The sequence below is a fragment of the Cupriavidus pampae genome, assembly GCF_914271485.1.
GTDB lineage: Bacteria > Pseudomonadota > Gammaproteobacteria > Burkholderiales > Burkholderiaceae > Cupriavidus > Cupriavidus pampae.
The window spans coordinates 159,276-181,008 of record NZ_CAJZAG010000001.1 but is presented as its reverse complement, the minus strand read 5'-3'; the positions used below and the strand labels follow the sequence as shown (position 1 = coordinate 181,008).

At 64.2% G+C, this 21,733-nt stretch carries 21 protein-coding genes and 1 tRNA gene; 7 read left to right on the top strand and 15 right to left on the bottom strand.

Translation table 11 applies throughout. The features are described 5' to 3' along the window. Positions 1 to 47: 47 nt before the first annotated feature. Positions 48 to 323, top strand: a complete 276-nt coding sequence (locus LDO41_RS00890; protein WP_223980692.1) for a hypothetical protein — start codon at positions 48 to 50, stop codon at positions 321 to 323. On the opposite strand, the gene LDO41_RS00885 is transcribed toward LDO41_RS00890, so the two are convergent. The 6 genes from LDO41_RS00885 to LDO41_RS00860 form a co-directional block, all read right to left on the bottom strand. Then, on the bottom strand, positions 324 to 1,733 hold the full coding sequence (locus LDO41_RS00885; RefSeq protein ID WP_223980688.1) for a DNA recombination protein RmuC: 1,410 nt from the start codon (positions 1,731 to 1,733) through the stop codon (positions 324 to 326). It lies immediately after the preceding gene. 18 nt (positions 1,734 to 1,751) lie between these two features. Next, positions 1,752 to 2,747 (bottom strand): 2-hydroxyacid dehydrogenase, encoded by a 996-nt coding sequence (locus LDO41_RS00880; protein ID WP_223980685.1) that lies wholly within the window; start codon positions 2,745 to 2,747, stop codon positions 1,752 to 1,754. Positions 2,748 to 2,752: 5 nt separating this feature from the next. Then, a complete protein-coding gene (locus LDO41_RS00875) occupies positions 2,753 to 4,165 on the bottom strand; it encodes a sodium:proton antiporter (RefSeq protein WP_223980683.1) in 1,413 nt (470 codons plus the stop codon). Positions 4,166 to 4,286: 121 nt separating this feature from the next. Further along, on the bottom strand, positions 4,287 to 4,973 hold the full coding sequence (locus LDO41_RS00870) for a LutC/YkgG family protein (protein WP_223980680.1): 687 nt from the start codon (positions 4,971 to 4,973) through the stop codon (positions 4,287 to 4,289). A 105-nt stretch (positions 4,974 to 5,078) separates the two neighbouring features. Continuing rightward, positions 5,079 to 6,254, bottom strand: coding sequence for a nicotinate phosphoribosyltransferase (gene pncB / locus LDO41_RS00865; protein ID WP_223980677.1), 1,176 nt, complete (start codon positions 6,252 to 6,254; stop codon positions 5,079 to 5,081). A 71-nt stretch (positions 6,255 to 6,325) separates the two neighbouring features. Beyond that, the gene (locus tag LDO41_RS00860) at positions 6,326 to 6,856 is read right to left on the bottom strand and encodes a hypothetical protein (protein WP_223980674.1); all 531 of its coding nucleotides are present in this window, start codon (positions 6,854 to 6,856) and stop codon (positions 6,326 to 6,328) included. Positions 6,857 to 7,159: 303 nt separating this feature from the next. Here LDO41_RS00860 and fdxA point away from each other — a divergent pair, with 303 nt between their 5' ends. The 3 genes from fdxA to LDO41_RS00845 all read left to right on the top strand — a co-directional run bounded on the left by fdxA (position 7,160) and on the right by LDO41_RS00845 (position 8,954). Further along, positions 7,160 to 7,483, top strand: a complete 324-nt coding sequence (gene fdxA / locus LDO41_RS00855; RefSeq protein ID WP_223980671.1) for a ferredoxin FdxA — start codon at positions 7,160 to 7,162, stop codon at positions 7,481 to 7,483. A gap of 85 nt (positions 7,484 to 7,568) precedes the next feature. After that, entirely contained in the window at positions 7,569 to 8,675 is a 1,107-nt protein-coding gene (locus tag LDO41_RS00850; RefSeq protein WP_223980668.1) for an NAD(P)/FAD-dependent oxidoreductase, read from the top strand. Positions 8,676 to 8,878: 203 nt separating this feature from the next. After that, positions 8,879 to 8,954 (top strand) — tRNA-Asn (locus tag LDO41_RS00845). A gap of 93 nt (positions 8,955 to 9,047) precedes the next feature. Here LDO41_RS00845 and LDO41_RS00840 read toward each other — a convergent pair. Beyond that, positions 9,048 to 10,889, bottom strand: a complete 1,842-nt coding sequence (locus LDO41_RS00840) for a M14 family zinc carboxypeptidase (RefSeq protein ID WP_223980666.1) — start codon at positions 10,887 to 10,889, stop codon at positions 9,048 to 9,050. 425 nt (positions 10,890 to 11,314) lie between these two features. Between LDO41_RS00840 and rpsU the strand changes: the two genes are divergently transcribed. Beyond that, positions 11,315 to 11,527 carry a 30S ribosomal protein S21 gene (gene rpsU / locus LDO41_RS00835; protein ID WP_029044331.1) on the top strand — a complete coding sequence of 71 codons (213 nt, stop codon included), beginning with the start codon at positions 11,315 to 11,317 and terminating at the stop codon, positions 11,525 to 11,527. A gap of 73 nt (positions 11,528 to 11,600) precedes the next feature. Here the strand turns inward: rpsU and LDO41_RS00830 are convergent, their stop codons facing one another. Continuing rightward, positions 11,601 to 12,218: a LysE family translocator gene (locus LDO41_RS00830; RefSeq protein WP_223980663.1), complete on the bottom strand. Its 618-nt coding sequence runs from the start codon at positions 12,216 to 12,218 to the stop codon at positions 11,601 to 11,603. A 151-nt stretch (positions 12,219 to 12,369) separates the two neighbouring features. Between LDO41_RS00830 and nodI the strand changes: the two genes are divergently transcribed. Together nodI and LDO41_RS00820 are read left to right on the top strand one after the other, a co-directional pair. After that, a complete protein-coding gene (nodI, locus tag LDO41_RS00825; RefSeq protein ID WP_223980660.1) occupies positions 12,370 to 13,281 on the top strand; it encodes a nodulation factor ABC transporter ATP-binding protein NodI in 912 nt (303 codons plus the stop codon). A gap of 1 nt (position 13,282) precedes the next feature. Beyond that, positions 13,283 to 14,131, top strand: coding sequence for an ABC transporter permease (locus LDO41_RS00820; RefSeq protein ID WP_223980657.1), 849 nt, complete (start codon positions 13,283 to 13,285; stop codon positions 14,129 to 14,131). A 64-nt stretch (positions 14,132 to 14,195) separates the two neighbouring features. Here LDO41_RS00820 and LDO41_RS00815 read toward each other — a convergent pair whose 3' ends face one another. From LDO41_RS00815 to trpA, 7 genes are all read right to left on the bottom strand, one after another. After that, positions 14,196 to 15,401 carry an O-succinylhomoserine sulfhydrylase gene (locus tag LDO41_RS00815; protein ID WP_223980654.1) on the bottom strand — a complete coding sequence of 402 codons (1,206 nt, stop codon included), beginning with the start codon at positions 15,399 to 15,401 and terminating at the stop codon, positions 14,196 to 14,198. 17 nt (positions 15,402 to 15,418) lie between these two features. Then, positions 15,419 to 16,954 (bottom strand): amidophosphoribosyltransferase, encoded by a 1,536-nt coding sequence (purF, locus tag LDO41_RS00810; RefSeq protein ID WP_223980651.1) that lies wholly within the window; start codon positions 16,952 to 16,954, stop codon positions 15,419 to 15,421. A 115-nt stretch (positions 16,955 to 17,069) separates the two neighbouring features. Continuing rightward, on the bottom strand, positions 17,070 to 17,567 hold the full coding sequence (locus tag LDO41_RS00805) for a CvpA family protein (RefSeq protein ID WP_223980648.1): 498 nt from the start codon (positions 17,565 to 17,567) through the stop codon (positions 17,070 to 17,072). A 78-nt stretch (positions 17,568 to 17,645) separates the two neighbouring features. Beyond that, positions 17,646 to 18,437: an SPOR domain-containing protein gene (locus LDO41_RS00800; protein ID WP_223980646.1), complete on the bottom strand. Its 792-nt coding sequence runs from the start codon at positions 18,435 to 18,437 to the stop codon at positions 17,646 to 17,648. 33 nt (positions 18,438 to 18,470) lie between these two features. After that, positions 18,471 to 19,781, bottom strand: coding sequence for a bifunctional tetrahydrofolate synthase/dihydrofolate synthase (gene folC / locus LDO41_RS00795; RefSeq protein WP_223980644.1), 1,311 nt, complete (start codon positions 19,779 to 19,781; stop codon positions 18,471 to 18,473). Positions 19,782 to 19,932: 151 nt separating this feature from the next. Further along, on the bottom strand, positions 19,933 to 20,805 hold the full coding sequence (gene accD, locus LDO41_RS00790) for an acetyl-CoA carboxylase, carboxyltransferase subunit beta (protein WP_223980642.1): 873 nt from the start codon (positions 20,803 to 20,805) through the stop codon (positions 19,933 to 19,935). A gap of 129 nt (positions 20,806 to 20,934) precedes the next feature. Beyond that, positions 20,935 to 21,732: a tryptophan synthase subunit alpha gene (gene trpA / locus LDO41_RS00785; protein WP_223980640.1), complete on the bottom strand. Its 798-nt coding sequence runs from the start codon at positions 21,730 to 21,732 to the stop codon at positions 20,935 to 20,937. Position 21,733: the final 1 nt, after the last annotated feature.

The following is a 21,733-nucleotide window of genomic DNA, read 5'->3' as shown; positions in this document are numbered from 1 at the left end:
TCACCGTACTCCTCTCTTCACCCCCATATCGCCGCTATATCGCCGTCATGAATCAGGAGATTGCATACCTCCACCCCGTGAAGACCGCCCGCGCGCTGGTGCTGGTCTATCTGTGCTTCTCGGTGCCGATCGTGGCGATGGGGCTGTTCGTCGCCTTCATCCGCTATGGCGACCTGCCGGGCATCACCGTATTCACGGCTCTCATCCTCAACGCGCTGATCGGCTTCGGCCTGCTGTGGCTGGGCTGCAAGGCCTACAACTGGGTTGCCGCCCGTTTCGGTGGTATCGAAGTTCACGTGCGTGAACTAACGCGGCAGGATTGATTACTCCGCTGAGGGCGTAGTGGAGGTACTGGGTAACTCCGCAGCGCCCCCTGCGGACTCCATAGCGGGCCCGCCCGCTTCCGGCTGCGTCGTTCCCAGTAGCTGTTCCGCCAATTCTCCGGGCAGCGCCTCGACATTGCGCAGCTTGCGCTCCATCTGCCGCGTGCGCACTTCCGCCTGTTCGATATTGCGCGCCGCGCGCACGAGTGTGTCGCGCGTCTTGGCCAATACCTCGCCAAACTTGCCGAACTCGGTCTTGACCGCACCAAGCACTTCCCAGACTTCGCTCGAACGCTTCTCCAGCGCCAGTGTGCGAAACCCCATCTGCAAGCTGTTGAGCAACGCGGTCAGCGTCGTCGGCCCTGCTACGGTCACGCGATAGTTTCGCTGCAGCAGATCGGTCAACCCCGGCCGTCGCAACACTTCCGCATAAAGCCCCTCGGTCGGCAAGAACAGGATGGCGAAGTCGGTCGTGGCCGGCGGCGACAGATATTTCTCCGCGATCTTTTGCGCCTCGCCGCGTAACGCCACCTCGAGTTCGCGCCCCGCCACCGTCACGCCATCCACATCGCCGCGCTCCTGCGCATCGACCAGTCGCTCGTACTGCTCCTTCGGAAACTTTGCATCGACGGGCAACCACACCGGCTCGCCATGTACGTCCCTGCCGGGCAGACGAATCGCGAATTCAACGCGCGCGCCCGAATTGCGCACGGTCTCGACATTCTTGCCGTACTGCTCGGCCGTCAGCATTTGCTCGAGCAACATCTCCAGCTGCACTTCGCCCCACGTGCCGCGCGTCTTTACGTTGGTCAGCACGCGCTTGAGGTCGCCGACGCCCTGCGCCAGCATCTGCATTTCGCCAAGCCCGCGATGAACCTGTTCGAGCCGATCGGACACCAGCTTGAACGATTCGCCAAGGCGCTGCTCGAGCGTCGCGTGCAGCTTCTCGTCCACCGTGCGCCGCATCTCCTCGAGCTTGGTGGCATTGTTGGTCTCGATATCGCGCAGCTTCTGTTCGATGGTCGCGCGCACCTCGATCAACCGTCGTTCGTTCGATTCGGTCAGTCGACCAAGCTGCTGCGCGAATGTGTCGATCTGGTTGTTCTGCAGCCGCGCGATCTCGGTCAGTTGCGATAGCAACGCCTGCTGCAACCGCATCATCTGCTGGCCGGCTTCGCCCCGACTTGCACGCGCGGTTTCGTCGATCTCGTGGCGCAGCTCGCGCTCCACGCGCTCGAAGCCGCGCGAGGCATCGTCACGCACCTGGCCGCGCAGTTCTGCCAGGTGCGCGGCAAGCAGGCGCGCAAGCTCGGCGTCTGGCGACGAGGCACGCGTGCGTGCCAGCAACACGACGAGCAACGCCACGCCGATCAACGCGACGAAGAACGTCAGGATTTGCAGCCAGTCCATAAATTCCTTGAGCAGCGCTTAGCGGCGACGTGGCAGTACGTCGGGGTTGATGACCGAAGGCGGATGCCCGGCGTTTGGGCCCGCATCGAGCGCGGCGATCAGGTTGTCAGCAGCGAGGTTCGCCATCGCGCGCCGCGTCTTCTCGGAGGCACTCGCGATGTGCGGCGTCAACACGACGTTGGGCACCGTCAGCAGGTCCGGATGCACACTCGGCTCACCCTCGAACACGTCGAGCCCCGCCGCGAAGATCGTGCGCGCGCGCAGCGCACTGGCGAGCGCGGCGTCGTCGACGATGCCACCGCGCGCGAGGTTGATCAGCGTGGCCGTCGGCTTCATCTTCGCCAGCTCCGCCGCGCCGATCGCATGATGGCTCTCGGGGCTGTACGGCAGCACCAGAATCAGATGATCGGCCTGCGCCAGCAGCTCGTCCTTGCCGACGTAACGCGCATTGAGCGCTTGCTCGGTATCTGCCGGCAGACGGCTGCGATTGTGATAGATCACCGGCATGCCGAAACCCGCCGCGCGCCGCGCGATAGCCTGCCCGATCCGGCCCATGCCGAGAATGCCGAGCGTCGCGCCGAAGATATCCATGCCCACCAGCATGTCGTAGCTCCAGCGCTCCCACTTGCCCGCGCGCAGATAGTGCTCGGACTCCGTTACGCGCCGTGCGGTGGACATCAGCAAGGCCCAGCCGAAATCGGCCGTGGTTTCGGTCAGCACGTCGGGCGTATTGGTGGCCACCACACCGGCCGCGGTCAGTGCGGGCACATCGAGGTTGTTGTAGCCGACTGCCATGTTGCATACCGCGCGGAGCTGCGGCAACGCAGCCGCCAGTGCGCCATCGATACGGTCCGCCGCGTTGGCGAGCACGCCCGCCTTCCCGGTCAGCCGGTCATGCAGCGCGGCGGCGTCGAGCACCGCGTCTTCCTGGTTGCTGTCGACATCGAAATACTGCGCCAGGCGATCGATCACATCGGGATAGATCGCGCGCGTCACGAGGATGGATGGCTTCATAGCGCTCACACGTGGAAGAAAAGGAATGTCATCACGAAAAAGATCGGCAGCAGAATTGCCCCGGACCATGCCATGTAGCCGAAGAAACTCGGCATACGCACGCCGCGGCTTTCCGCAATCGCCTTGACCATGAGGTTGGGCGCGTTGCCGATATAGGTGTTGGCGCCCATGAATACCGCACCCGCGGAAATCGCGGCGAGCGTCGACGCATCGCGCGTCATCAGCGTGGCCGGGTCGCCGCCCGCGGTATTGAAGAACACCAGATACGTCGGGGCATTATCCAGGAACGACGACAGGATACCCGTCGCCCAGAAGTACATGCCATCGATTGGCTGCCCATTGGCATCGCTGACCAGGCGAATCACGCCAGCGAACGCGCCGTCGGTGCCGGCCCGCAACATCGCGATGACCGGGATGATCGTCAGGAAGATACCCGCGAACAGCTTGCCGACCTCGAGCATCGGCTCCCAGTTGAATTCGTTGCCGACGCGCGCACTGCGTGGCGTCACCGCAAGCGATACCAGCGTCACCACGATCAGCATGCCATCGCGTATCGCGGCCTGCAGCGGCACCTCGGTCCCCATGAGGTCGAACACGACGCCCGGCTGCCACAGCCCGCTCATCAGCACCAGCCCCACCACCGCCACCAGCAACGCGAAGTTCGCCTTGCCTTCCAGGCGGATGCCGGCCGTGTCAGGCGTCGGATCGCGCGGCAATTGCTCTTCGCGGTTGCGCCAATAATGGCGGTCGACGACGTAGAACAGCGCCAGCAGCACGACCCACAGCAGCAGCGTCTCGGGCAGGATATGGCGCAGCGTCCAGAAGAAATCGACGCCCTTCAGAAAGCCCAGGAACAGCGGCGGATCGCCGAGCGGCGTCAGCGCGCCACCCGCATTGGCCACCAGGAAGATAAAGAACACCACCACGTGCGCGACGTGACGGCGATTGTCGTTGGCACGCAGCAGCGGGCGAATCAGCAGCATCGCCGCGCCCGTGGTGCCCATCACGCTGGCCAGTACGGTGCCGAGCCCGAGCAGGAACGTATTGAGCTTCGGCGAGCCATGCAGATTGCCGCGCACGCAGATGCCACCCGCCACCACATAGAGCGCGGTCAGCAGCACGATGAACGGCAGGTACTCCGCGAACAACGCATGCACGACGTTGGCGACGGCCGCGTGCGCGCCGAATGCAACCGCGAACGGCACGAGGAACAGCGCGCCCCACCCCGCCGCGATCTTGCCGTAGTGGTGGTGCCATACCGATGGCATCACGAGCGGGCACAGCGCAATGGAGAGTAGGATGCCTGCGAACGGGAGTCCCCACAGCGGGGACAGCGTGGCGCCATCGACGTCCGCCGCGAGCGCGAGCGACGGCATTCCGAGCGCGAGCGAAAAAAGAAGCGAGAAAATCAGCCGCATTGGCAGGCCTTCCCTGTGACGTAAGGAAGGCCCAGTGTAAAGCAAACCCCTATGAGACAGGTCTCAAAATGGAGTCGCAATAACTTCAATTCGAGCGTTCAAGTCGAAGACCTACGGCGCGTCACACGTCGTCAACGAGAATCACATGCACGCGGTACGGTCCATGCGCGCCAAGCACCAGCGACTGCTCGATATCAGCGGTACGCGACGGCCCGCTGATGACATTGGTCGCGCGCGGCAGCTGGCCACGCTCGGTACGCATCAGCGTAAATGCCGCCTCGAGATTGGCGACGATGCGCGACACGGGCACCACCGCGATATGCGTCTCCGGCAGCAGTGCCGCGGAGGCATAGGTCTGCGGGCCCGACAACAGCATCAGCGAGCCCGTCTCGGCAATCGCGCAGAAGCAGCCGGTGATGCCGACCAGGTCGCCATGATCGAGATCTCCCTGCGCATCGCGCAGGGGCGGACGCACCTCGACGTCCAGACCGTGCGCCTGCCACGGCAGCTCGCCAAGCGTCTCCCACGCGATCGCCCGGCGCGACAAGCTCAGTCCTTCGAGATAATGCGCGGCCGCGGCGGGCACGTCGGCCAGCGTGGCGACGCGATCGACGGTCGAGGCCATCTTCTGCGCCTGCTCGACGAACACTTGCGTGATGTCATCGCCCAGCGCGGGCTGCGGGCCGCGCGGATGACGCTCGAGGTAATCGGCCACGGCCTCGCGCTCGCCCGGCCCCACCTGGGGCGAACGGCCCTGGGCGGCGCGGATGCGGGCAAGAATTCGGTCGCGGGCGGCAGTGGTGTCCATGGTCGTCGGGAGAAGAGTCGGGCATCAGGAAAAATCGTTCGGCCGATTATAGGCCTGCCCGGCCCATCACAAACGCGCCGCTTGCGCGGTCCGTCGTGAATATTCCTAAGCCGTGCGCTGAACCGCGAACACCTGTCGCAGATAGGCCAGATAGCCAGGGTCGTCGCACATCGTCTTCTCGGGCGTGTCCGACAGCTTGGCCACGGGCTGGCCATTGCAGCGCACCATCTTGATGACGATCTGCAGCGGCGTGTAGCCTAGGTCGTTGGTCAGATTGGTGCCCACGCCGAAGGCGAGCCGGCAGCGGCCGCGAAAGCGGTCGTACAGTTCGATCACCTTCGGAATGTTCAGGCTGTCGCTGAAGATCAGCGTCTTGCCGCGCGGATCGACGCGGTTGTCCGCATAGTGCGCGAGCATGCGTTCGCCCCATTCGAGCGGATCGCCCGAGTCGTGGCGCACGCCATCGAACAGTTTGCAGAAGTACAGATCGAAGTCGCGCAGGAACGCGTCGAAGCCGTACGTATCCGAGAGTGCGATGCCGAGATCGCCGCGATATTCGCGCGCCCAGTTCTCGAGCGCGAACACCTGCGAGTCCCGCAGCCGCGGCCCGAGGGCCTGGCACGCCTGCAGGTATTCATGCGCCATGGTGCCAAGCGGCGTCATGTTGTGCAGCCGCGCGAAATGCACGTTGCTCGTGCCCGCCAGTTGGGCCCCAAGCATATCCCGCGCGGTCAGCAGCACCTCTTCCTGCCAGTCGCCCGAGAAACGCCGGCGCGTGCCGTAGTCCGCGATCACGCAATCCGCATACGGCGCGGCCTGCAGCAGCGTGAGCTTGGCCTCCAGCCGGCGACGACCTTCGGCCAGATCGGGCTCGGGTTGCGTGCGGCGGAAATACACCTCGTTGACGATCGCGAGCAGCGGCACCTCGAACAGAATCGTATGCAGCCACGGGCCGCGGATCGTGATGTCGATCTCGCCATTGCCGGCGGCCGAGGGTTCCACGGTCACGTACTTCTGATTGAGATGGAACAGCGCGAGGAAGTCGACGAAGTCGCTCTTGATAAAGCGCATCCCGCGCAGATACTCGAGCTCTTCCTCCGTGAAGCGCAGCTCGCACAGTTGCGCGAGTTCGTCGCGGATGTCATCGACATACGGCGTCAGATCGACCTTGTTGCGGCACTTGAACCGGTACTCGACCTGCGCTTGCGGGAAGTGGTGCAGCACCACCTGCATCATCGTGAATTTGTACAGGTCGGTGTCGAGCAGCGAGCGAATGATCATAACGAACGGGGCGTGGCGGGAGCAATGCGCGAGGCAGACATCCTAACCGATGTCCCCGCGGAGGACGCCCCTCAGCCGCCATCCAGAAAGCGCTGCGCCGGGCGCGGACCGTGTGGCTGCAGACACCACAACGGTTGCCTGCCCTGCCCCGGGCACGACACCAGAGTGGCCTGCGGACGCGGCACCGCGGTCGGCAGCGGTTCGGCAAAGCGTCCCGACGCGGCCATGATGCGCTCCTCGTACACGAACTCTCCATTGCGCTCGAAGCGCAGCACCTGAATCACGCTGTCCGGGGCGGGCCGCAACTCGGGCCCGCACGGCAGGAAACCCTGCCGCCCGCAGTTGGCCATGCTCTCGCCGGCCGGCGCGCGAATCACGCTGAAGCTATCCCATTCGAACGACGTCAGCGTGGACAGCGCGACGGGCTGATCGCTGCGGGCACGCTGCGCGACCAGACGCGCGACCACACTGTCGTTGGTGTTCGACACGGCCAGCGATTGCCCCGAGGCTGTCGCCACATTCAGGGCGGGCAGGGCAAGCAGCATGGCGGTGGACAGCAGGACCGGCCACCGGTGACGGCGCCCGCAGGCGGAAAACGGCATCGAACTGAACTCCAGAGCGGGGCAAAAGACCCGGGAAATATAAGGGAATAGTAGGCTGGAATCACTCTCCAAATTTCCGGAATGCACGATCTGGCGCGGGTTTCAGGCTCTTTTGGGACACTTTTGCGCTCGGTTCACATAAAGAAATAAGAAAACTGTCTTACCTGGCTATATAGAGTGGCTATCCTTGCCGGATGGCTCAGCTACAATAGCGGTCTTTGAAAGGCCACGGCCGGCGCTCGTCCGGCGATAAGTGGCCATATTGCTTCCCATCGAAGACCGACCCGTTTTTCTGGAACCGAAATGACTCACGTTGTCACCGACTCCTGCATCCGTTGCCGCTACACCGACTGCGTTGATGTGTGTCCGGTCGATTGTTTCCGCGAAGGCCCGAACTTTCTGACCATCGACCCCGACGAATGCATCGATTGCGCAGTGTGCGTGGCCGAATGCCCGGTGAACGCGATTTACGCCGAGGAAGACGTGCCTGGCGATCAACAGCACTTCATCGCCCTGAACGCCGACCTCGCGCGCTTCTGGCCGTCCATCACCAAGACCAAGGCCCCGCTGGCCGAAGCCGAAGAGTGGAAGGACGTCACCGACAAGCTGCAATACCTGCAGCGGTAATTTCTAACACGATAGACGAAAGCCGTCCCCACGCGCTTTCCCGCAATGCCGGGCACTTCGGTGCCCACAACGTATCAGGACGAATATGGACTTGAGCATTCCCAATCCCGTGGCCGACGCGACCCAGCAAGGCAACGGTGGCAACACCGGCGGCCATCCGCTGGAAATCGACGCGCTGATCGTGGGTGCCGGCCCGGTCGGTCTCTTCCAGGTCTTCGAACTCGGCCTGCTCGAGATCAAGGCGCACGTGATCGACTCGCTCAAGGTAGTCGGCGGCCAGTGCGTCGAGCTCTACCCCGACAAGCCGATCTATGACATTCCCGCCGTGCCCATCTGCACAGGCCAGGAACTGACCGACAGCCTGCTCAAGCAGATCGAGCCGTTCGAGCCGACTTTCCACCTCGGCCAGGAAGTCGCGATCGTCGAGCGCCAGGAAGACGGCCGCTTCTTCGTCGAGACCTCGCTCGGCACCCGCTTCCTGACCAAGACCATCTTTATCGCCGCGGGCGTGGGTTCGTTCCAGCCGCGTACGGTCAAGGTTGAAGGCATCGACAAGTTCGACGGCAAGCAACTGTTCTACCGCGTGAAGGAACCGGGTCGCTTCCATGGTCGCAACCTCGTGATCGTCGGCGGTGGGGACTCCGCGCTCGACTGGGCACTGGATCTGCACGGCAAGGCCGAGTCGATCGTGGTGCTGCACCGTCGCGATGGTTTCCGCGCCGCGCCGGCCTCGGTGGCCAAGATGAAGGATCTGTGCGAACAGATGGAGATGCAGTTCCTGGTCGGCCAGATCACCGGCTACGAAGAGAAGGACGGCGTGCTCACCGAGGTCAAGGTGGCCGGCGCCGACGGCGTGACGCGCCGCCTGCCGCTCGACGATCTGCTGGTGTTCTTCGGCCTGTCGCCGAAGCTCGGCCCGATCGCCGAATGGGGCCTGGACCTCGAACGCAAGCAGATCAAGGTGGATACCGAGAAGTTCGAGACGAACATCCCGGGCATCTTCGCTGTGGGCGACATCAACACGTATCCGGGCAAGAAGAAGCTGATCCTGTCGGGCTTCCATGAAGCCGCGCTGGCAGCGTTCGGCGCCGCGCCGTACATCTTCCCCGAGAAGAAGATCCACATGCAGTACACGACGACTTCGCCGAAGCTGCATAAGATCCTCGGCGTCGATTCGCCGGTGTTTGATTGATCCTTCGATCGATCGCAAAAAAAACCGCCTCCGGGCGGTTTTTTTGTCGCACAAATCAAAAAGCGTCGCTATAATGCGGCCTCGCTGTTGAGCAGGACTGGCAGCGAACCAGAGTTTCACCCGCGGCTTCCGACGGAAATCAAAACGTCAAAAAGTTGTTGACGAAACGAAGAGAAGCTGGTTATAATTTCTTTCTCAGCTGTTCCCCGATAGCTCAGTTGGTAGAGCGCCGGACTGTTAATCCGTAGGTCCCTGGTTCGAGCCCAGGTCGGGGAGCCACCCAATACAGAACGAAGGCCGATGCAAGCGCATCGGCCTTTTTTCTTTTCTGCTTTTTCTTTTCTGCCTTGCTCATCGATCCCCACCCCGTCATCAGGGTGCGATGTCGAGAAACACGGCATCGGGCGCACCCCGTACGCCACCCCATCCCACCCCTTGTACGAACACGAGATGCCGCCCTGCCGGCAGATGCGTGGTATCCAGCGTGCCGGATACTTCCGCCGCCGCGCCCCGTCGTTCGATCACACGTAGCGCGATCGGTCGGACGCTGGCGTCATCCGGCATGACGCGCACCGAAGCATGCGCGGTGAGCACGCGCCGCGGCAGATTGCGCGGCACGGCGGGCTGGCCGCGCAAGCCGCGATCGTATCGATAACGATCGCCGTCGAGAGTGGCCGCAATCGTCACGACCTCGCCCTGCCGCACGCGCGCCGCCGAAAGCCGCACACTGGTCACGTCGGGGCCGCGCGCCAGCATGCGGGGCGCGCGCAGCGTCCGGGCGGCATAGCGCAGGGCATCGAGCGCGGGCGGCAGCGTCGTACGTTGGAATTCGTAGCAGGGCTCGTAAAACGACTTCGCGAGCTCCACCACCAGCGCAGGCACGCCGAGCGCGGCGCGAAACATCGCGGTCGACTCGCCCTCCACCGGATAGTGGAGACGCTGCGTTGCACGATAGCGCGTGTGCCACGCCATGCGCTGCGCGAGCGCGGAAACCCCTCCACCGCCATCGGGCCAGAGGATCCATCCGCCAAAACTGTGCAGATCCACGTAGAGCCCGGGGTAGTCGGCCGGCCCGGGGTAGTCGGCCCGCATTACGTTGCTGCCATCTCCATCGTTCCGTTCAGCACGCAGATCGCGAAGGACGCCTCCGTGGTATTCGCCATCGTCGCCGCGAATTCCGGCGATGTATTGGGTAAGCGCCTGCGACTCGGGCTCCGATAGCGGCGCTGGCCCGCGATACGTCTCGTCGCACGGATCGTTTGAAGACGCGTGCGGGCTATTGCCGCCCCATCCGTGCACGAAATTGCGATTGAGATCGACACCCGAGTCGACGGGCGAAGTACTGCAGTGTCCGTCCACGACGTTGAGATTCTTGCGCCAGCCGCCGCCACGCGCCAACACGCCCTGCTCCGCCATTGCACGTCCATCGGGGTTGGCGTGCACGACGAAGTGGAACTCGTTGTGGTCGAGCAGCCAGGTCGCGGTGGCATCCTGACCGTAACCCCGCACCAACCATTCGGCGAACCGCATCGCCGCCTCCGACGACGCGAGTTCGCGCGCGTGCAGTCCCGCGGTGATGACCATGCGCGGCATGGCCCTGCGCCGTAGCGCCATGCGATTGCCGAGCACCAGCGCCACGATGCCATAGCGGCGCCCACGACCGAAGCGATCTGGCAATGCCGCCGCCCAGCGCGCCGGCAGGACCCGCGTCGCGAGATCGCGCAGTGTGGTGGCTTGCCGTTGGCTCCAGGTCTGACCAACGAGCGTGACGCGCGCCAGTTGCGGATAGTGCCGCTCGAGTTCTTCCATGTCCGTCTGGATGCGAGACACGCCGCGGTAACAGGCCGACACGCTATGGAAGGCATTGGGCACCGCGCTGCGCTGGCTGCGCGACGGCGTAGATGGCGACGCATGGGATGGCCCTTGCTGCGCCTGAAAGCGCGCGATGCGCGCGGTCTCCATTTCGTCCACCTCGACCGCGACACCGGCATTGCGCAGCGCCGTCAGCGCATGCGCACCCAGCTCGACCACTGCCACCTCGTGCCGGTCGCCAGATTCTGACCCGGCCGCGAGCCCATAATGGCCCGCCACGCGCGCGAGCATCGCCGCGTCGTGCGCACTGTTCAGCACAACGCGCGCTGACCACGTTGCAGGCACCTCGTGCATGCTGGTGGGCAGGCCCGCCATGGCCACGCCACACAGCGTGCTTCGCATTCCCGATCTACCCATGACTTCCTCGCGCGTCGTCCGTCATGAACTGAAAGCTAGACGTGCCCGCTCCGACCGTCCATCGTCGGCCGCCGAAACATGTGGAATGCGCCGAAGGCAGACTTCGACACTTGTAGCCTGCGGGAAGGCGTTGAAAGGCGCTTTCACTTGACGCTTGACCCGTAAACCTGTAAAAGCTTACCGGCGTATTACTTGCGCAATATCCAAGGAAACAGGTAGGCCGCCAAGTTTTTACCTACGTAGGAAAATTTGGCTCGAACACCCCGATTACTCTCTTGCAGGTCCTCGGGGGGCACCGCGACTTTGTCGCAGCGTGCATACCTCAGTCGCCGATGGCTCCGGAGCCGGACAGCGACGACGTTTCCCCCCGCATGAACCGCCGCTGCTGCGGCATTTCCTGAAGGACTGAGTTGACTAAGATCGTTCTGAAACCGGGTGAGCCCGTTGAAGTTGCAATGCGTCGTTTCCGTCGCGCCATTCTGCAGACTGGCCTGATCGTGGAACTGAAGAGCCGTACGGCCTACGAAAAGCCGACGACCGAGCGCAAGCGCAAGAAGAAGGCTGCTGAATCGCGCCTGCGCAAGCGTCTCCGCATGCAAATGCTGCCGAAGAAGCTGTACTGATTCGCGTCAGCAAAAAGAAAAACCGCCAGGCTTCTGGCGGTTTTTTTTCGCCTCGATTTTCGTGTGATGACGACTAGCTCCTGGCTGCGATCAGCGCACCCGCGCCGATCAGCGTGATGCCGCCCGCGCGCTGCACATTCGACTGCGCGCGGCGTGTGGTCAGTCGCGTGGCCAGCGAACGCGCCAGCAGCGCGTAGACCATGGCATTGGCACTCGCCATCACGACGAACGTCGGGATCAGCACCACCGCCTGCTGCCAGAACCCGAGATGCGGATCGAGAAACTGCGGCACGAACGCCACGAAGAACACGATGCTCTTCGGATTCAGCGCGGTCACGAGCCACGCCTTGGCAAAGCGCTGGCGCCCGCTGCCGGCCTGCGACGACACCTGCATCGCGTGGGCCTTGCCTGCCGTGCGTAGCGCCTGGACGCCGAGATACACGAGATAGGCCGCGCCTGCCCACTTGAGGGCCGTGAACAGCGTTGCGGACGCCGCCAGCACGGCGCCGAGGCCGGCCATGGACAGCGTGAACGCTGTGAGGTCCCCTGCGGCCACGCCCGCCACGGTGGCGAAGGCGCTGCGGCCACGATGGGCCAGCGCATCGCCGATCACGAGCAGGATCGTCGGCCCCGGAATGATCAGGATCACGATGCTCGTGAGCACGAAGGCGAGCCAGTGTTCGAATGACATGCGTCTGCCCCTGTATGGATCGTTGTCGTCGCCACAGCGTAGTACAAAGTCCGGTCGATGTCTGCATGTCCCCTGCCAATGTTATTGGTGCTGCATTGCGTCACGGGACGATCGGCATAATGGCGGGTATTGCATTCCAACGAGGCCAGCCTTGACCGCCATCCTTCAACTGCGCAAGGTGCGCAAACTCTACGGCGACACCGTCGTGGTCGACGACCTTGACCTCGAAGTCCAGCGAGGCCAGTGCTTTGGCCTGCTCGGGCCCAATGGCGCGGGCAAGACCACCACGCTGCGCATGCTGCTGGGGCTCACCACCCCTGCATCCGGCACACTCACGCTATGCGGCGAGCCGATTCCGCAGCGCGCGCCGCAGGCACGCATGCGCGTGGGCGTGGTGCCCCAGTTCGACAATCTCGATCCCGATTTCTCGGTGATCGAGAATCTGCGCATCTTCGGCCGCTATTTCGGGCTGTCGTCCGCGGTGATCGAAGAACGTGTACCGAAGCTCCTCGAGTTCGCGCGGCTCGAGAATCGCGCCAAGGCGCAGGTGCGCGATCTGTCCGGCGGCATGCGCCGGCGCCTGACCGTGGCGCGCGCGCTGATCAACGATCCCGATCTGCTGGTGTTGGACGAACCCACCACGGGCCTCGATCCGCAGGCGCGCCATCTGATCTGGGAGCGCCTGAAGTCATTGATCGCCGCGGGCAAAACCATTCTGCTCACCACGCACTTCATGGAAGAGGCCGAACGGCTGTGCGACCACCTGTGCGTGATCGACAACGGCCGCAAGATTGCCGAAGGCAAGCCGCATGAATTGATCGACAGCGAGATCGGGTGCGATGTCGTGGAGATCTATGGCGATGAGCTCGAGCCGATCCACGAAGTGGTCCGCCCGCTCGGCCAGCGCTGCGAGATGCGAGGCGAGACGCTGTACTGTTACGTGCGCGAGCCCGCGCCGCTGCTGGCCGCCTTGCACGGCCGCGCGGGCATCCGCTACCTGCACCGGCCCGCGAATCTCGAGGACGTGTTCCTCAAGCTGACCGGCCGCGACATGAGAGATTGAGATGAGCGAACAGGATCCCCAAAATACTGGCGTGGCCGCGGTAGCCCGCCCCGCCGCCATCCACACGCACTACCCTCAGCCGCTGCTGCCGCGTAACGCGCGCAACTGGATGATGGTGTGGTATCGCAACTTCATGGTGTGGAAGAAGCTTGCGATTCCGTCGATGATCGGCAATCTTGCCGACCCGATGATCTATCTGTTCGGGCTTGGGCTCGGGCTGGGTCTGCTGGTGGGCCAGGTCAACGGCGTGTCGTATATCGCGTTTCTTGCCGCGGGTACCACGGCCTCCAGCGTGATGATGTCGGCGAGCTTCGAGGCGATGTACTCGGCGTTCTCGCGCATGCATGTCCAGCGCACGTGGGAGGCGATCATGCACGCGCCGCTGACGCTGGGCGACGTCGTGCTGGGCGAGATCGTATGGGCCGCCAGCAAGGCCGTGCTGTCGGGTGCCGCCATCATGCTGGTGGCGAGCGCGCTCGGTTACGCGCAGATGCCGGGCGCGCTGATGGCATTGCCGGTGATCGTGCTGGCCGGCATCACGTTCGCCAGCCTGGCGATGATCGTCACCGCGTTTGCACCGGGCTATGACTTCTTCATGTTCTACCAGACGCTGGTGATTACGCCGATGCTGTTGCTGTCCGGCGTGTTCTTTCCGCTCGAGCAGTTGCCGGAAGGCGTGCGTACGGCCACGGGCTTTCTGCCGCTATCGCATGCGGTGGCGTTGATCCGGCCGCTGATGCTGGGCACGCCGGTGCAGCATGCGGCGTTGCATGTGGGGGTGCTGGTGGCTTATGCGGTGGTGGCGCTGATCGTGGCGCTGGTGATGTTGCGGCGGCGCATGCTGAAGTGAGAAAAGCGAGCCCTCTCTCCCGGCCCCTCTCCCCCAAGAGGGAGAGGGGAGCAAACCCAAGGACTTAGTTACCCAGTCCGCGCAGCAGGTCTGCCTTCAGGTCCTCGATCGACTCCAGGCCCACCGACAGACGGATCAGGCCTTCGCCGATGCCCGCCGCGGCCTTCGCTTCGGGGGCGACGCGCAGGTGGGTGGTGGTGTACGGGTGCGTGATGGTCGTGCGCGTGTCACCGAGGTTGCCGGTGATCGAGCACAGCTTCGTGTTGTCGATCACACGCCAGGCGTTGGCACGCTGCTGCTCGGGCGTGGCGCCCTTGAGCTCGAACGACACGATCGCGCCACCGCCGCTCTGCTGACGCTTCGCGGTCTCGTACTGCGGATGCGACTTCAGCGCCGGGTGGTACACACGCGCCACGGCCGGATGCGATTCGAGGAACTCGGCCAGCGTGAGCGCGTTCGACGAATGACGCTCCATGCGGATCGCCAGCGTTTCCATGCCCTTGAGCATGACCCACGCATTGAACGCCGACAGCGTCGGGCCCGCGGTCCGCACGAACGGGAACACCTTGCCCATGATGAAGTCGCGCGTGCCGACGATCGCGCCGCCAAGTACGCGGCCCTGGCCATCGATATGCTTGGTGGCCGAATGCACCACGACATCCGCGCCGAACTTCAGCGGCTGCTGCAGTGCCGGCGAGCAGAAGCAGTTATCGACCACGAACAACGCGCCCGCGTTGTGCGCGATATCGGCCACCGCGGCGATATCCGCCACTTCGGTCAGCGGGTTCGACGGCGTCTCGAGGAAGAACAGCTTGGTGTTGGGACGCACGGCCGCACGCCATGACGCCAGATCGCCGCCATCGACATAGGTGGTCTCCACGCCGAACTTGCCCAGCACCGTGTTGAACAGCGTCATCGTCGACCCGAAGATCGAGCGCGAGCTCACGATATGGTCGCCGGACTGCAGCGTGGCCAGTGCCACCGACAGAATCGCGCTCATGCCCGAGGCCGTGGCCTGGCACGCCTCCGCGCCCTCGAGCGCGGCCAGCCGTGACTGGAACATCGCCACGGTGGGATTGGTGAAGCGCGAGTACGTGTAGCCTTCTTCCGAGTTGGCAAAGCGCTCGGCGGCTTCCGCCGCGGTCCCGAAGCAGAAGCTGGAGGTCAGGTACATCGCCTCCGAGTGCTCGTGGAATTCGCTGCGCAGCGTGCCGGCGCGCACGCCCAGCGTGTCGATGCCAAGGCCATTGAGGTCGAACGGTTCGCTCATCGTCTTATCGGTATCGATTACTCGTGGGCGCCCGAACGCTGCAGATGCAGCTGCGAACGCTCGGTGTCGCCGCTCGCGTTCGCACCTTCGCGATCCGCTTCGCTGCGCGCGGTTTCGAGGCGCTCGAGGTAGGCTTCATCGATATCGCCGGTGATGTAGCGGCCATCGAAGCACGAGGCATCGAAGTCACGCAGCGCGGGATTGATGTCGCGCACGGCCTGCTTCATCGCTTCCACGTCCTGGTACACGAGCTTGTCGGCGCCGATCATCTGCGCGACTTCTTCGTCGGTACGGCCGTGGGCCACGAGTTCGCTGCGCGTGGGCATGTCGATGCCGTACACGTTCGGGAACTTCACGGGCGGCGCCGCCGACGCGAAGATCACCTTGTTGGCGCCGGCGTCGCGCGCCATCTGCACGATCTCGAACGACGTGGTGCCACGCACGATCGAGTCATCGACGATCAGCACGTTCTTGCCCTTGAACTCCACGCCCATGGCGTTGAGCTTCTGACGCACCGACTTCTTGCGCACCGCCTGGCCCGGCATGATGAAGGTGCGGCCCACGTAGCGGTTCTTGAAGAAGCCTTCGCGATAATCCACGCCGAGGCTGTTGGCCACCTGCATCGCGGCCGGACGGCTCGAGTCGGGAATCGGCATCACCACGTCGATGTCACCGGTCGAGATCTCCTTCCGGATCTTCTCGGCCAGGTAGTCACCCATGCGCAGACGCGCGTCGTACACGGGCACGCCATCCAGGCACGAATCAGGACGCGCGAGGTACACGTATTCGAAGATGCACGGCGTCAGGATCGGATTGTCGGCGCACTGCTTGTTGTACATCTTGCCGTCGAGGTCGATGAAGATCGCCTCGCCAGGCGCCACGTCGCGCTCCATCGTGTAGCCGATGCCTTCAAGCGCCACCGACTCCGATGCGACCATGTATTCCTTGCCGGTCGGCGTATCGACGCTGCCGAGGCACAGCGGACGGATGCCGAACGGATCGCGCACGGCGAGCATGCCGTAGCCCGCGATCTGCGCGGTAATCGCGTACGCGCCCTTGACGCGGCGATGCATGCCGGCCACCGCGCGGAAGATCAGCTCGGGGTCCAGCGAATTGCCGTTGCTCGCGCGCTGCAGTTCGTCGGCCAGCACGTTGAGCAGCACTTCCGAGTCGGAATGCGTGTTGATGTGGCGACGGTCGCGGCGGAACATTTCCTCGCGCAGCTGCCGCCAGTTGGTCAGGTTGCCGTTGTGCGCCAGCATGATGCCGTACGGGGCATTCACGTAGAACGGCTGCGCCTCTTCCTCGCTGGAAGCGGAACCCGCGGTCGGATAACGTACCTGGCCGATACCGGCCGCGCCGGGCAGGCCGCGCATGTTGCGGGTACGGAAGACATCGCGCACGAGACCGTTGGCCTTGTGCATGTGGAAGGTGCTGCCGTTGGCGGTGGCGATGCCAGCTGCATCTTGCCCGCGATGTTGCAACAGCAGCAGGCTGTCATAAATCAATTGGTTGACAGGCGAAGTAGAGACAACGCCGACGATACCGCACATGCCAAGCTCCCAACGGAATGCAAAAAATCGCAAAAATTCAGGGGCGCGGCCCGCCCTGAGAGCGAACCCGCGTTGTTCGGAACCCAACCGTGATGCGGGTTCCGGAAATCGATGATCAGGTCTTCACGTACCTGGCCAGCTCCGGTGGCAGCCACTGCCGCGCGGCCTGCATGGCCTGCGTCACGTAGGGCCGCGACACCGCGTCTCGCCAGAACGGTTCCTCGGGCAGTTTGGTCAGGCTCGCCACCGTGACGATCACCATGATCAATAACGCGCCGCGCGCCAGCCCGAAGATCAGTCCCAGGCCGCGATCGGCGGGCTTGAGCCCGGTCGTTTCGAGCAACTGGCCCAGCACCGTGCCCGCGAGCGCAGCACCGATCCATACCGCGAGAAACACCGCCACATAGCCCAGCGCCGTGCGCGTCAACTGTCCACCCGGCAGCGACTCGGGCATCCAGCCCGCCACCGTCGCACCAAAGTGATACGCGACCACCAGCGCCGCTATCCAGCCCACCAGGGCCAGCAGCTCCCGCACCAGCCCACGCAGGATGCCGATCAATGCCGACGCCACCAGAATGAAGGCCACGCCGTAGTCAAAAAAGGTCAATGCCATGCCTGTCATGCGGACAACCGCGCGTTACTCGAAGATGGGGCCGGTCGGTCGGCTTGCAATGATTGCTGCAACCGGCGCTTACTGTTCCACCAGCTTCGACGTCAGGCCAATGGCCCGCACGCGCTTTTCAGCCGCCTCGGCGGCTTCGCGGTCACTGAACGGTCCCGCGCGCAACAGGTTGCGCTCGCCATCGGCGAGCGTCTTCTTTTCCACATAGGCCGGCACCTTGCTCTCCTTGAGCTTGGCCAGCCAGTTCTTCGCGCGCTCTTCCGAAGCGAACGCGCCAATCAGAATCAGGTATTTGCCACTGCCGCTTGCCTTGTCCGCCGGTTTGGCGGCGGCCTTCACCTCAGCCGGCTTGTCGGCGACCTTCACCTCGGCCGGCTTCGCGTCGGCAGGTTTGGCGGCGCTGCTCGAAGGACTGGCAACGGCGGCATTGACGATTTCTTCCCCGGCATCGAGCGCGGCGTCATTGCGTGCCGCGGCGGGCGCCGGTGGCAGCGGGTCGGCCTTGCGTGGCTCGACCTTCGGCTTCTGGCTCTGCGCCTGGCCGTTGGCCACCTTCACGCCAATGTCTTCCGACACCGGGCGCGGCTTGTGTTCGAAGATGATGGGCAGCACGATGATCGCCACGGCGAGCAGCACCACCGCGCCGATCAGACGCCGGCGCGCGCGTTGCTTCTGCGGGAAATCGGGATCGAGGGTGTCGTCGGCGTACTCACTCGACGCACTCGACGCGCGGCCACGTGAGGCCGTGGAAGAATCGGTGCGCGAACGCCGCCCGCGCTCGGAAGATGCGTCTCTTCCTGTCGAGTTGCCCGTCGACTCTTTGCCCGACTTGCGGGACGAGAACAGCGAAAGCAGGCCCATGGATGCCCAGAGAAATGGTTCGAGGTCGATCAGTTAATTTGCCTGCGTGGCCCGATATGCCAATACGCCTGCAACCGTGTAGAACGATCCGAAGACCAGAATTCTATCATCCTCAGTGGCTCTGCTCAGGGCGTCCCGATACGCGAGTTCCGGACTTGCGAAACACGTGGCCGAATTATCCGGTCCGGTGTGAAAGCCTGTACCCTCGAGCGTCTCGAGCAGCTCAGCCGCACTGGCCGCGCGTTCGGTGGGCAGGTCGCACAGGCACCAGTGGTCGACCTTGTCGCCCAGGTGCTGCAGTACGCCGGCGATGTCCTTGTCGTGCATCGCGCCGAACACCGCATAGGTGTAGCGAAAGAACCCCATGTTCTCGAGGTTCTGGCCCAGCGTGGCCGCCGCATGCGGATTATGCGCCACATCCAGAATTACGGTCGGACGCCCTGCCATGACCTGGAAGCGGCCCGGCAACTCGACGAACGCCAGCCCATTGCGCACTTCCTGCGCGCTGACCGGCAACCGCGGCCGCATGGCCTGCAGCGCCGCCAGCGCGGCCGAGGCATTCAGCAACTGGTTGGCCCCGCGCAGCGCCGGGTAGCCAAGCCCGTTGAGCTTGCGCTCGCGGCTACTCCAGTCCCATTGCTGGCGCTCCTGTCCCTTGGACGCCTGATGCTGGAAATCGCGGCCGACCAGCCACAGGTCGGCACCGATCTCTTCAGCGTGCGCGATCATCGACTGAGGCGGCAGCGGATCGCCGCAGATCGCGGGGACGTGCGGACGGAAGATGCCGGCCTTCTCGAAGCCGATCTTCTCGCGTGTGTCGCCAAGGTACTGTGTGTGATCGATATCGACGCTCGTGATGACCGCGCAGTCGGTGTCGATCACGTTGACGGCATCGAGGCGCCCGCCCAGCCCGACCTCGAGCACCATTGCATCGAGCCCCGCGTGCGCGAACAGATGGATGATCGCGAGCGTGGTGAACTCGAAGTACGTCAGGCTGACCGGATCGGCAAAGCTCGTGCGCGCGCGCTCCACCGCCTCGAAATGCGGCAGCAGTTGCGCGTCGGTGGCGAACTCGCCGTTCACCCGCGCGCGCTCGTTGAACGAGATCAGATGCGGCGAGGTATGGCAGCCCACCTTGTAGCCCGCCTCGAGCAGAATACGCTCGAGCATCGCGCAGGTCGAACCCTTGCCGTTGGTGCCGCCCACCGTGAAGACCACGGCGTCGATGCGCAGGCCGAGGGCTTCCTTGACGCGCGTGATGCGGGTCAGGCCCATGTCGATACCGACCGGGTGCGCGGTTTCCAGATGGGCCAGCCAGTCGGGGAGGTTATGAAAGATGGGCATTTCAGCGGGTCAGCGGACTGCGGAGGATAAGTACAAGCATTGGACCGGCGGAAACGTGTCGAGTGCCGGCGCACGCGGACCCGTATTGTCGCGCCAAATGAAAAACGGCGCGTCAACTGCCCGCGCCATTCCGTATTGCCGGCGGCGGCTGTCAGGCCACCGCGTCTGCCGGCTGCTTCTGCAGCAACGCGAGCAGTTGCGCGATCTCGGCGCGCAGCTTGCGGCGATCGACGATCATGTCGATCGCGCCCTTCTGCAGCAGGAACTCGGCGCGCTGGAAGCCTTCCGGCAGCTTCTCGCGCACGGTCTGCTCGATCACGCGCGGACCGGCAAAGCCGATCAGAGCCTTGGGCTCGGCGATGACGACATCGCCCAGGAACGCGAAGCTCGCCGACACACCGCCCATCGTGGGGTCGGTCAGCACGCTGATAAACGGCAGCTTGGCTTTCGACAACTCGTTCAGCATGGCCGTGGTCTTGGCCATCTGCATCAGCGACAGCAGGCTTTCCTGCATGCGCGCGCCACCGGTGGCGGTAATGCAGATAAACGGCACCTTCTGCTCGAGCGCCGCCTGGGCGCCACGCGCAAAGCGCTCGCCCACCACGGAGCCCATCGAACCGCCCATGAACTCGAACTCGAAGCACGACACGACCACGGGGATCGTATGGATGGCGCCGCCCAGCACGACCATCGCATCGGTCTCGCCAGTCTCGTCCATCGCGGCCTTGATACGGTCCGGATACTTCTTGGTGTCCTTGAACTTCAGCGCATCGACCGGCACGATTTCCTGGCCGATCTCGTAGCGGCCTTCGGCGTCGAGCAGCGCATCGAGGCGCTCGCGCGAACGAATGCGCATGTGGTGATCGCACTTCGGACAAACATGCAGATTGGCCTCGACGTCGGTCCGATACAGAACGGCTTCGCACGCGGGGCACTTGACCCAGAGACCTTCCGGAATGCCCTTGCGGGTGGAGGGGTCGGTCTGTTGAATCTTGGGAGGTAGGAGTTTATCCAACCAGCTCATGAAAGCTCCTTACGGAATTCAGGCCGCGAATTTACCACGGCGGGGGTCCCCCGCCGAAGCGATTCGAAGCTTTTGCGACGCATGAAGCACAATTAGTGGCTTCACGCGTCGTCGTGCCGTCACATACGCTCAGCGATCGAGGGCGACGCGGATGTCGGCGATGAATGCGCGCAACGCTTCGGCAGCTTGCGCGCGCGGGGTATCTTCGAGCAATTGCACCAGGCGGCTGCCGATCACCACCGCATCGGCCATCTCGCCGATCGCGCGCGCGCTCTCCGCGTCGCGAATGCCGAAGCCCACGCCCACCGGCAGGTTCGCATGACGCTTGATCAGCGGAATGCGCTGCGCCACGCTGTCCAGGTCGAGCGCGGCCGAGCCGGTCACGCCACGCAGCGACACGTAGTACAGGTAGCCGCTGGCCACGCGCGCCACGGCCTCGATGCGGGCATCGGTGCTGGTCGGCGCGAGCAGGAAAATCGGGTCGATGCCATTGGCGCGCATCAGCGCGGCAAACGCTTCGCACTCCTCGGGCGGATAGTCGACGATCAGCACGCCGTCGACGCCGGCTGCCTTGGCGGCGGCGGCAAAGGCCTCGATCCCCATGCGCTCGACCGGATTGGCGTAGCCCATCAGCACCACCGGCGTGTCGCCGTCGGTCTTGCGGAACTCGGCCACCCACTCGAGCACATGCGCGAGCGTGACGCCCTGCGCGAGCGCGCGCTCGGAAGCACGCTGGATCACGGGGCCATCGGCCATCGGATCGGAGAACGGCACGCCGAGCTCGATCACATTGGCGCCACCGGCCACGAGCGCGTGCATGAGATCCACGGTCAGCGCCGGGGCGGGATCGCCGGCCGTGATAAACGGTACCAGGCCCTTCTTGTTCTGCGCGGCCAAGGCCGCGAACGTTTTCTGAATGCGGGACATG

Excerpts from the sequence above, each read along its gene's own strand:
- fdxA (WP_223980671.1), top strand. The coding sequence starts at position 7,160 with ATGACTCACGTTGTCACCGACTCCTGCATCCGTTGCCGCTACACCGAC.
- LDO41_RS00800 (WP_223980646.1), bottom strand. The coding sequence starts at position 18,437 with ATGGGCCTGCTTTCGCTGTTCTCGTCCCGCAAGTCGGGCAAAGAGTCG.
- LDO41_RS00815 (WP_223980654.1), bottom strand. The coding sequence starts at position 15,401 with ATGAGCGAACCGTTCGACCTCAATGGCCTTGGCATCGACACGCTGGGC.
- LDO41_RS00885 (WP_223980688.1), bottom strand. The coding sequence starts at position 1,733 with ATGGACTGGCTGCAAATCCTGACGTTCTTCGTCGCGTTGATCGGCGTG.
- folC (WP_223980644.1), bottom strand. The coding sequence starts at position 19,781 with ATGCCCATCTTTCATAACCTCCCCGACTGGCTGGCCCATCTGGAAACC.
- trpA (WP_223980640.1), bottom strand. The coding sequence starts at position 21,732 with ATGTCCCGCATTCAGAAAACGTTCGCGGCCTTGGCCGCGCAGAACAAG.
- LDO41_RS00870 (WP_223980680.1), bottom strand. The coding sequence starts at position 4,973 with ATGGACACCACTGCCGCCCGCGACCGAATTCTTGCCCGCATCCGCGCC.
- LDO41_RS00850 (WP_223980668.1), top strand. The coding sequence starts at position 7,569 with ATGGACTTGAGCATTCCCAATCCCGTGGCCGACGCGACCCAGCAAGGC.
- pncB (WP_223980677.1), bottom strand. The coding sequence starts at position 6,254 with ATGATCATTCGCTCGCTGCTCGACACCGACCTGTACAAATTCACGATG.
- purF (WP_223980651.1), bottom strand. The coding sequence starts at position 16,954 with ATGTGCGGTATCGTCGGCGTTGTCTCTACTTCGCCTGTCAACCAATTG.
- LDO41_RS00880 (WP_223980685.1), bottom strand. The coding sequence starts at position 2,747 with ATGAAGCCATCCATCCTCGTGACGCGCGCGATCTATCCCGATGTGATC.
- LDO41_RS00840 (WP_223980666.1), bottom strand. The coding sequence starts at position 10,889 with ATGCGAAGCACGCTGTGTGGCGTGGCCATGGCGGGCCTGCCCACCAGC.
- LDO41_RS00860 (WP_223980674.1), bottom strand. The coding sequence starts at position 6,856 with ATGCCGTTTTCCGCCTGCGGGCGCCGTCACCGGTGGCCGGTCCTGCTG.
- LDO41_RS00830 (WP_223980663.1), bottom strand. The coding sequence starts at position 12,218 with ATGTCATTCGAACACTGGCTCGCCTTCGTGCTCACGAGCATCGTGATC.
- LDO41_RS00820 (WP_223980657.1), top strand. The coding sequence starts at position 13,283 with ATGAGCGAACAGGATCCCCAAAATACTGGCGTGGCCGCGGTAGCCCGC.
- LDO41_RS00875 (WP_223980683.1), bottom strand. The coding sequence starts at position 4,165 with ATGCGGCTGATTTTCTCGCTTCTTTTTTCGCTCGCGCTCGGAATGCCG.
- accD (WP_223980642.1), bottom strand. The coding sequence starts at position 20,805 with ATGAGCTGGTTGGATAAACTCCTACCTCCCAAGATTCAACAGACCGAC.
- LDO41_RS00890 (WP_223980692.1), top strand. The coding sequence starts at position 48 with ATGAATCAGGAGATTGCATACCTCCACCCCGTGAAGACCGCCCGCGCG.
- LDO41_RS00805 (WP_223980648.1), bottom strand. The coding sequence starts at position 17,567 with ATGGCATTGACCTTTTTTGACTACGGCGTGGCCTTCATTCTGGTGGCG.